Origin of the sequence: Paenibacillus solisilvae (genome assembly GCF_042656405.1) — a bacterium.
Taxonomy (GTDB): Bacteria; Bacillota; Bacilli; order Paenibacillales; family Paenibacillaceae; genus Paenibacillus_Z; species Paenibacillus_Z solisilvae.
Genome location: NZ_JBHSOW010000097.1, coordinates 324 through 9,239, shown reverse-complemented (window position 1 = coordinate 9,239; position 8,916 = coordinate 324). Strand labels below are relative to the sequence as shown.

Annotated in this window: 7 protein-coding genes; 2 read left to right on the top strand and 5 right to left on the bottom strand. The window is 51.3% G+C overall.

The window, feature by feature from the left end; genetic code table 11:
* Positions 1-481 precede the first annotated feature (481 nt).
* The 3 genes from ACFPYJ_RS25840 to ACFPYJ_RS25830 form a co-directional block, all read right to left on the bottom strand.
* Positions 482-1,591 carry a Gfo/Idh/MocA family protein gene (locus ACFPYJ_RS25840; protein ID WP_379191120.1) on the bottom strand — a complete coding sequence of 370 codons (1,110 nt, stop codon included), beginning with the start codon at positions 1,589-1,591 and terminating at the stop codon, positions 482-484.
* Between the two features lie 4 nt (positions 1,592-1,595).
* Positions 1,596-2,594 carry a Gfo/Idh/MocA family protein gene (locus ACFPYJ_RS25835; RefSeq protein ID WP_379191119.1) on the bottom strand — a complete coding sequence of 333 codons (999 nt, stop codon included), beginning with the start codon at positions 2,592-2,594 and terminating at the stop codon, positions 1,596-1,598.
* A 156-nt stretch (positions 2,595-2,750) separates the two neighbouring features.
* Positions 2,751-3,566 (bottom strand): phytanoyl-CoA dioxygenase family protein, encoded by an 816-nt coding sequence (locus ACFPYJ_RS25830; protein ID WP_379191118.1) that lies wholly within the window; start codon positions 3,564-3,566, stop codon positions 2,751-2,753.
* A gap of 568 nt (positions 3,567-4,134) precedes the next feature.
* On the opposite strand from ACFPYJ_RS25830, the gene ACFPYJ_RS25825 reads away from it, so the two are divergent.
* The gene (locus tag ACFPYJ_RS25825) at positions 4,135-4,920 is read left to right on the top strand and encodes a TetR/AcrR family transcriptional regulator (RefSeq protein WP_379191117.1); all 786 of its coding nucleotides are present in this window, start codon (positions 4,135-4,137) and stop codon (positions 4,918-4,920) included.
* 118 nt (positions 4,921-5,038) lie between these two features.
* Here the strand turns inward: ACFPYJ_RS25825 and ACFPYJ_RS25820 are convergent, their stop codons facing one another.
* The gene (locus ACFPYJ_RS25820; protein WP_379191116.1) at positions 5,039-5,830 is read right to left on the bottom strand and encodes an ABC transporter permease; all 792 of its coding nucleotides are present in this window, start codon (positions 5,828-5,830) and stop codon (positions 5,039-5,041) included.
* Positions 5,827-6,714 carry an ATP-binding cassette domain-containing protein gene (locus tag ACFPYJ_RS25815; protein ID WP_379191115.1) on the bottom strand — a complete coding sequence of 296 codons (888 nt, stop codon included), beginning with the start codon at positions 6,712-6,714 and terminating at the stop codon, positions 5,827-5,829. The genes ACFPYJ_RS25820 and ACFPYJ_RS25815 overlap by 4 nt, the downstream gene beginning before the upstream one ends.
* A 611-nt stretch (positions 6,715-7,325) precedes the next feature.
* Between ACFPYJ_RS25815 and ltrA the strand changes: the two genes are divergently transcribed.
* Positions 7,326-8,717, top strand: coding sequence for a group II intron reverse transcriptase/maturase (gene ltrA, locus ACFPYJ_RS25810; RefSeq protein WP_379191114.1), 1,392 nt, complete (start codon positions 7,326-7,328; stop codon positions 8,715-8,717).
* Positions 8,718-8,916 lie beyond the last annotated feature (199 nt).

Here is an 8,916-nt window from a genome sequence, read left to right as displayed (position 1 = left end):
ACAAACGAGCACGTTAAGTGCCTTATGTGGGTGTCCACTTTCTTGACAGAGGTCCATTCGTACAGTTAAAACGACTGCCAACCAGTTAGGAGTGCCTCTATACTTCAATTTATACAGTTAAATTGCCCCAACTGATCCTTTTGGAGCTCAATTGGGCGTTTACAACTGGATATTTCCAGTATAGCGCTCGTTTGAACGTCTAATGTACCGAAATAGCTGTAAACATCCAGTATAGCGCCTGTTTGAACGTCTAATGTCCGAAATAACTGTATTCATCCAGTATAGATGTGAATGCATCATGCGGTTGACTGCCAATACGTATCGCCAAGCACACGATGAGATCTGCGCGCGGTGCAGGAGGTAAGCTGCGAATACTGAACACCCAACAAGTCATTCAGATAGTAGATAACGGCTCATCTCCAACGTAGCGTTGTTAAGATTCGAGACAGTCTATTTATTCATTAGGTTTGGCACAGCTGTTTTATCGAATCGTAGTCCCTGCTGCCGGAACGTTTGATTCATCGAAGTAGACAGGCTTCCCGGTTTCAGCAGAGATATAAACAGCTTCCAGAATAGCCGATACAACCATCGCCTCTTCGGGCTTCACGAGCGGCTCCGTGTTATTCACGATACTGTAGATCCACTGCTTGGCCTCATACTCGAAATCAGTCATATTTTCTCCCCGGAAGTACTCTCGTACGTTTCGATCCACGTCTATGACGTTCAAGAATAAGCTGCCGTCCCTCTCGCCATTAATGCGCAGACCGCCGTTAAAATCAGCGCCGCCCTTGGTGCCGCATAAAAACGATCCGTCAGTCTTAGCGACATTAAGCGCCCAGCTGGTTTCAATCGATACCACGGCGCCGTTTTTGAATTTCACGTAGCCAAAGGCGGAATCCTCCACTTCAAACTCCTTGGGATCCCAAGAACCCCATTCGTTTGCGGCATTTTCCGTATCCTTCAATTTGTGGAATACGCTGCCCACTACGCTCTCAGGCTCATAATTGTTCATGAGCCAAAGGATGAGATCAAGCGAATGGGTACCGATGTCGATCATTGGCCCCCCGCCTTGTTTCTCCTTATCCAGAAACACACCCCATGTGGGGACGCCTCTGCGTCTGGTCGCAACCGCTTTGGCATAATAAATTTCACCCAGTTCATCATTTACGATCATCTTCTTCAGCAGCTGAGACTGCGCTTTGCTTCGGTTCTGGTAGCCGACCGTCAGCTTCTTCCCGGTGCGCACGTGAGCTTCGTACATCGCTTTCGCTTCGGCACCGGTCTTCGCCATCGGTTTCTCGCACATGACGTGCTTCCCTGCTTCCATCGCATCGATCGAAATGACGGCATGAGAAATATTCGGTGTCAGCACATGGACCACTTCAATCTCTTCCATGGCCAGCAGCTGTTTGTAATCCGTAAACACCTTTGCTCCGGGCACCCCGTATTTCTCAGCGCCTTCACGCGCTCTTTCCTCAATTAGATCGCAGAAAGCGACCATTTCCACATTGCCCACCTTGGACAAGCTTGGCATGTGCTTGCCGTTCGCAATCATTCCGCATCCAATGATTCCTACCTTGACTGTCCGCATCCGATTATTTCCCTCCCGGCAGTTTGAAATCAACCGTTCTTCTCTCGCGATGAGCGATATAAGCCGTTTCCAGCAGCTCCGTCAGCTTCGTCCCGTCCTCAAGACCGAATGGCATCGGCCCATCGTTCAGAAGGCCGTTCACCCATTGGGTCAGCGGAAGCGGCTGCTCCTTTGGAAGCTGACGGGGAGAAATCCAGCCCTGCAGAGGCGAATCCGCATGCTTGGAAGCGAATTTGACGTTATCCCCGGAGATGATCAATGTCCCTTCGGTACCGTACAGCTCGAATGCCGGCGGCGTCAGGTAGGTGACCAGACTTGTTTCCAGCAGCGCTACCGCATGATTGGCGAACTCAATCGAGCACTGCGCATTATCTTCAACGGCCCGACCTGTAAAATAATTAAACATGGAAGTGATGCGTTTCGGTTGTCCAAGCAGCCAGCTTGCCAGATACATAGGATGGCATCCGAGATCCATCATGGCTCCTCCGCCTGCTTGTTTCTCATCGTACCAGTATTCAGGCAGCCAATTATTTAATGCTCCGTCATGGCCGTTCCGGATGCGCAGCAGTGTGATTGCCCCGAGCAATCCATCATCCACCAGCTGCTTGGCAAGCAAGTGATGGGGTCTGGTACGGGCGGGAAAAGAAATACAAAACTTGACGCCCGCCTTCTGCACGGCCGCCGATATTTGATCGCATTCCGCAACGGTCAGCGCCATCGATTTCTCCGTGAAAATATGCTTCCCCGCATTTGCGGCGGCAATCATCACTTCGGCGTGCCTGCTGGTCGGCGCATTGATGACGACGGCATCCACGTCATCTCTTAGGAGCAGCGCATCCAGATCCGAATGGAATGCGGCTCCGAGCTCTGCCGCCCAAGTCCGTCCCCTCTCTATATCTTCATCCCATACAGCCGTAATGTCTACGCTTCCAAGTGATTGCAGGTGTTTAGCGTACCCTTCGGCATGAACATGCCACTTGCTAATCATTGCGACATTCAACATTCGAGTATCCCTCCATAACGTTGATAATGAATCGGCGGCGCGTCGTAACGTCATTGTTCGGTGTGTATTGAATATGAAGTTGTGTCTGGAAGCGGAGCTGTCAGTTTCAATCGGTAAAAGATTGTATAATTAGGTCTCTCAAATGAAATTCAGCGATTACTTTGATTCATCATCAAAGACCGTCGCCGGGTACCCCGCGCCGAATGGCGCGTCAGGCCGCTCGTATTCACCCGCCAAATAACGGCGTACGGGCGTGGTACGCTCCAAGTAGTCCTTGTCGTTTGTAAACCGGTCGGAAAACCGGACCCAAGGCGGACTGTATATATAATGCGCGGTATAACGATCGTAATCCCCGTCATGAATATATGTGCGATGCCATACGGCGTTATGGAAAAGCAGTACGGAGCCGGCCGGTGCACAAATGACATGGCCAATCGGCAGATCGGCTTTGTCGCGGCGAATGTCAGCCGGGAGCGGCACCTGGGCCCTATGGCTGCCCGGAATCATTTCCATATTACCCATCCTCGGCAGGGATTGATCGGTAAGCAGATAGGAAGCGCGCAGCTGCAGTAAAGGAATTGGATAAGCCAGCTGCTTAAAATCATAGGCTCCTGAGCCGTCTTGATGCCAGCCGCCCAGACCTCCAAATGCCGGCTGCTTCGTACACCATGCGGATTGAAGAATGAAACGGTCGCCATATAAGGCTCTTACTTTCGGCAGCACGGCCGGGTGATCAATTAAGTTGTCCAGCGATTGCTCCGTCTCGAACCCTCGGCCCACCTGGGCCCATCCCGTAGTCCCCGCTCTCTCGTGGAGACGGGTCGCGGCCTCCAGACATTCTTGCGCTTGGTCAGCCGACAATACTCCCGGTATGACAAGATAACCCCAGGATTCAAACATGAAACGGTCAAGCTCTGTGAATTCACCGGGCTGAGATAGTGCATTAAGTCCTTGGTACTGCTCAGCAGTCATGCGACAACCTCCTGACTTCATGAAGTGGGTACGAAGCAATTGACGCTAATTAGAATGAGACTTGGCGTAAAATCAACATGGTTAATCAAGCTTTTGCGAATCCCGTCCAATCTATAGATCTCCACCTCCAATATGTAACAATCGGCCTAAATATATCATACATGTATAATAGGTACAATATAAAATTCAAATCAAGAAAAAATCTGGAATATTTCCTTATCTTCCGGCCTAAATCACGATCATCCCGGTTAAATATTTGTTCTCCGCGAACCATCGCTTGTACTCGCGCGTTAATGATCAAGCATTCGATGGAATTATTCCATTCCTCATTTGAATTATATATATTAAATATATATTAACTCGGTCCCCAACTAAGAAGCAAGTTAATGCCCTTCCGTATTTAATGACATTCTTCATTAAAACGTACTCTTGTATTGCAATTGGGAATGAGTACTGCCGCATCAGCAGCGCAGGATCAGCGATGCGCCGGTTTGTTCCGATTGTAAATTGTGATATACTGTTTATGATATAAACAATTTCGTTGAGGATGATGATGGAGGATTAAGCAATGGATAACCGCGATGGCCTGAATGATGAAACGCTGCAAAATCTTCCGAGCGGCACAGCATTAAGCTGGGGGATCGTGAAACAAGGAAAGCGAGGCCCCAAGGGCGAGCTGAGCATCAAGCAGATTGTCGATGCCGCGGTCGGAATTGCCGATCAGGATGGGCTCTCGGCCGTTTCCATGAGCCGTGTCGCTCAAACATTGGGATATACGACGATGTCGCTCTACCGATACATTACGAGTAAAGATGACCTGCTGCTGCTTATGCAGGACGCAGTATGCGACATCCCGATCCCGCCTGAGGATGAGAATCAGGATTGGCGGGATGGTATGCGGGAGTATGTAAGAGCATGCATGGATGTCTTCGTCAAGCATCCCTGGTACGGTGACATACCGGTCACAGGTGTTCCGGTTACGCCTAATATTCTGAAGCTCATCGATTGGGTGCTTCGGAATATGCGCTCTTTTCCGTTGAATGATTTTGAGAAAATGTCGATTTTGCTCCTTCTCAGCAGTTATGGCCGTTCCATCGGATTGATTAAGGCGGATATGAATAAAGCTGTGAATGCGGGTGCGGGCCCCGATGCCTTCAGCGGTCTCCCTTACAGCGCAGCGCTTAAGCTGCTCGTGAAGCCTGAACAGTATCCGGATTTATATCCTATCGTCATGTCCGGTATTTATGCAGGCGAGAAGGAAGCGGAGAATCCGATTGTCAACGATCTTGAGTTTGGGCTGGACCGCATATTGGACGGAATCGAACAATATCTGGAGCAGAAAAGAAATCAGTAAGGAAAATCGCAGCTGTGTTTGATCACAGCGTATATCGTAAATGGAGACAAAAAAGCACATCGGCTCGCTGACAAGCGAATCGATGTGCTTTTTTTGTTTGCCTGGCGTATAGAAGGTTCTATCTTCGGCCTGCTTTCCGGCGGAAGGTGGAGAGGCTCCAAACGAATGCGAGAAGCAGAATGGCTGCGCACCAGCCGATAGCCCACCAAGCGCTGTGCTGAATCGTAGTTCCGGTGAGAAGGCCGCGGATCGTTTCAATAACCGGCGTAATCGGTTGATTGTTCGCGACGCCCTGCAGCCAGCCCGGCATCGTATCCGTCGGGACGAAGGCACTGGACAGATAAGGAAGGAAGAGCAGTATGAAACCATAGCCCGAAGCTGCGGATGGAGTGCCGGCGACTAATCCGATTGCTGCGAACAGCCAAGTGAAAGCCAGAATAAACAGTGTAATGACACCAATCGCGGCAAGCCATTCAAGTACGCCTGCGCTCGGGCGGAAGCCGACAAGAAGAGCAACGCCGATTACCACGCCTGTTGCAAGCAAATTGCGGGCTAGACTTGCTGCTACATGACCGGTGATGACGCTAAGGCTTCGTATCGGCATGGTGCGAAACCGGTCGATGATCCCGTTCGTCATATCCTGAGCAACGTCTACGGCCGTACTGGATGAACCGAAACCCGCACAGAGCAGGATAATGCCGGGAACGACATAATTGACATAATCACCGCCGGGATCAATCGCGCCGCCGAATACATAGGTGAATAGAAGCATAAGCATGACAGGAAGCATGATTGCCATAATGAGGGCTTCGGTATTGCGCAGGCTAAGGCGGATGCTGCGGCCGATAAAGACGGCGTTTGTCACGCCGATCGAGGTCTGCTTTGCAAGGGGCTGGCGGGTTGTTATCATTTTGCTGCCTCCAGTTCTGTTGTTGTTGTTAAAGTAACGAATACATCATCCATGGTCGGTTTGCGCAGGCTGATTCTTGTGTCCGGCGGAACTTTGCCTGCCAGTTCATTCAGCGTCCTTCGAATGTCTTGGATGCTGCCGTCTGTTGAATGGACGGCTATGATTTCTTCATTGGCGTCTCGCAGCTCGATCATCTCGCCGCCTACACGGGACTTCAGCTCCTGCGCGGTCCCGGATGCGACAATGCGTCCGCCTGCGATCACTGCGATTCGGTCCGCGAGTTGATCGGCTTCCTCCAGATATTGCGTCGTGAGAAAAATCGTCATGCCCTGATTTCTCAATTGAAGAATGGTGTCCCACAGGGCGCGGCGGCTGATGGTATCAAGCCCTGTCGTCGGTTCATCCAGAAACAGCACCGGCCGGCTGGCGACGAGGCTGACAGAAAGATCAAGCCTGCGGCGCATGCCGCCGGAGTAAGTTTTGACAAGCTTGCCCGCGCTTGCCTCAAGATCGAAGAGGCTTAGAAGCTCCTTGGTGCGGGCTCGCGCTTGCGCTGAAGTAAAACCGGATAGCCTGCACATCATCTGCAGATTCTCCTTGGCCGTTAGCATATCATCGACGGCTGCAAACTGTCCCGTGAGACTGATCGAACGCTTTACTGCATCTCTCTCCCGGATAATGTCGTACCCGGCAACATGAGCGGTCCCTTCATCCGGCTTCGTTAACGTGGAGAGAATATTGATCAGCGTCGTCTTGCCGGCGCCATTGGGGCCAAGCAGCGCGAAGATGGTGCCTGCCTGCACAGTCAAATTAACGCCATCCAGCACAGTTTGGCTGCCGAATGATTTACGAAGTCCTTTCGTTTCAATTGCGGATCTGTTCATGAGCAAGCTCCTTTTTATTTGTATATTATATAAACAGTATATTGTGTATACAGAAAATATGCAACTATTTCGCAAAAATAATAAGGGGCTGTCCCAAAAGCATGTAAATTCACACCAAAGGACAGTCTACTTTCTTAAAAAATGACCAGCAATCTTGAAAAAAGGTTGAGCAGAGGGTTTAATTCTGCTCAACCTTTTTACGTTGTACGCCCAGCATGGGCGTCATCTCTACGGTGAAAGTCCGGAATGGGGGCTGGCAAGCGCCTACCATTAGCCAAGAGCAAGGGTGTCCATCGTGAGGTGGAATCTGAAGGAAGCTGGAGGCAAACACACGGCTTGAGGTACACGAATCCAATTTGAGGCGGTTGCAGTCGGATGAGTCACCAATTCATGACGAAATCCTAAGCTGCCAAAGGCGGCAGCCGTAGACTTGGGCAAGCGCGGGTGGAAAGATGACGTTCTTATCTGGGGAGGCCTGCGAAATAGGCGAACTTTGTTCGTAACCGCGGCTGAGAAGTCGCGCTGAATTCGCAGGAGTCAGCAGAGGCCATAGTACGCGGGCTGTTGCAACAACCAGCGGAAGGGCCGAACCGAAAGGAGAGAGGAAATCGATGCGTTCGTATGAGGAGCAAAGACAGCAGAAAATCTCGCAAGAGAGCTCGCGGCAAAGAGAAGCGGTGAAGCCGTCAGGGTATGCCGGAGCGCCGAGCTCATCGTCGGCACAAATCGTCCCTTCCTCTCGCAAAGACCAAAACGACCTGCTGGAGCGAATGCTCGAAGGAGAGAACCTTCGGCTGGCCTACAAGCGAGTGGTGCAAAACGGAGGAGCTCCCGGTGTGGACCGTGTAACGGTAGCGGAGCTACAAGCGTACCTGAAAACACATTGGGACGCGGTGAAAGCCGAACTTCTGACGGGAACGTACAGACCGTTGCCAGTCAAACGGGTGGAAATCCCCAAACCCGGAGGCGGCGTGCGGCTGCTCGGCATCCCGACCGTCATGGACCGCTTCCTCCAGCAGGCCCTGCTGCAAGTGATGAACCCGATCTTCGACGCTCATTTCTCTTGGTACAGCTATGGCTTTCGCCAAGGAAAACGAGCACACGACGCGGTAAAACAAGCACAAACCTACATGCAAGGCGGCCTCAGATGGGTCGTAGACATGGATTTGGCAAAATTCTTTGACCGGGTAAACCATGACATGCTCATGGCAAGGGTAGCGCGAAAAGTGACGGACAAGCGTGTCCTGAGACTGATTCGAGCCTACCTAAACGCCGGAATCATGGCAGATGGGGCACTAGAGAAAACGGTAGAAGGTACGCCGCAAGGCGGCCCATTAAGTCCGCTTCTGGCGAACATTCTATTGGATGATTTGGACAAAGAACTAACCAAACGAGGACTGCTGTTCGTCCGCTATGCGGACGACTGTAACATCTTCGTAGCCAGTAAACGTGCAGGTCATCGCGTTATGGAGTCGGTTACTCGCTTCGTAGAAGGAAAGCTGAAACTGAACGTGAATCGAGAGAAGAGTTCGGTAGATAGGCCTTGGAACCGCAAGTTTCTTGGCTTTAGCTACCTGAGGGACAAGAAAGCGACGATTCGTCTGGCTCCACAGACCCTCTCCCGATTCAAAGAGAAGGTTCGAGAGTTAACGAACCGAACGCGCTCGATGCCCATGGAAAGCCGTATTATTCAGCTTAACCGATACCTCATCGGCTGGATTGGCTATTTTCGACTGGCCGCAGCAAAGAACCACTGTGAGAAATTCGACAAGTGGATTCGCCGAAGGCTCCGCATGTGCCAATGGAAGCAGTGGAAACGGGTACGCACCCGTATTCGCGAACTTCGAGCACTTGGCGTTACGGAGTGGGCTTGCTTTGTGATGGCCAATTCCAGACGAGGCGCATGGGAAATGTCTCGAAACACGAACAACGCCCTCCCGACTTCCTATTGGGAAGCGAAAGGGCTGAAAAGCATGCTTTCTCGTTATTTGGAGCTTTGTTAACCTTTTGGAACCGCCGTATGCGGACCCGCATGTACGGTGGTGTGAGAGGACGGGGGCTAGCCGCCCCCTCCTACTCGATTTTGGTCAACCGCTGCTTGCTTCAGCAGATTATGGGCAAGCGAAAGCCATCCGACCTCTAAGCTTACTTTTGGCAAGCCGCGAAGCAGAAACCGTCGGAATCCCCGGTTGTTTTTCATTT